Here is a 949-nt window from a genome sequence, read left to right as displayed (position 1 = left end):
CAAATACCGCAGCCATCGCCTCGATGGTGGTACGAATCACGTTGTTGTAAGGGTCTTGCTCGGTCAAAGACCAGCCTGATGTTTGCGAGTGGGTTCGAAGCATAGAAGATTTGGGGTTCTTAGGTCTAAACTCGTCCATAATCTTATGCCATAACAAGCGACCGGCTCTGAGCTTGGCGATCTCCATATAGAAGTTCATGCCAATGCCCCAGAAGAAGGAAAGGCGAGGCGCAAAGGCATCGACGTCCAAACCAGCTTTCAGTGCAGTTCTAACATACTCTCTGCCATCGCTAAGTGTGTAGGCTAGTTCCAGCGCTGCATCAGCACCGGCTTCCTGAATATGGTAGCCGGAGATTGAAATGCTGTTAAAGCGAGGCATGTTCTCGGAGGTGTAGCCGATAATATCGCCAATAATCCTCATGGATGGTTTTGGTGGGTAGATATAGGTATTGCGCACCATAAACTCTTTCAGAATGTCATTCTGGATAGTGCCTGAAAGCTGTTCTTGTGAAACGCCTTGTTCTTCTGCTGCAACGATGTAGCTAGCCAGGATTGGCAAGACTGCGCCGTTCATGGTCATGGATACCGATACTTTATCAAGCGGAATGCCGTCGAAAAGAATTTTCATATCTTCGACTGAATCAATCGCCACACCTGCTTTACCTACATCACCCGTTACGCGTGGGTGGTCTGAGTCGTAACCTCGGTGAGTCGCTAAATCAAAGGCAACTGATACGCCTTGTGCACCGGCAGCCAGGTTTTTGCGATAGAAAGCATTTGACTCTTCTGCGGTGGAAAATCCTGCGTATTGGCGGATGGTCCAGGGGCGGCCGGCGTACATCGTTGCCATTGGGCCACGTACAAAGGGAGCCATACCGGGAAGTGTCTGGGTGTGAGGCAGGTCTTTTGTATCTTCCTCGGTATAGAGCACCTTAACGGGAATACCTTC

At 49.8% G+C, this 949-nt stretch carries 1 protein-coding gene; it reads right to left on the bottom strand.

What is annotated here, in order from left to right:
• A partial coding sequence (locus A3756_RS24890) for a methylmalonyl-CoA mutase family protein (protein ID WP_231875634.1) occupies positions 1 to 949 on the bottom strand: 949 nt, incomplete at both ends.

Source organism: Oleiphilus sp. HI0086 (assembly GCF_001635225.1).
The sequence above is the reverse complement of the archived record's forward strand: the minus strand, read 5'-3'. Positions and strand labels throughout refer to the sequence as shown.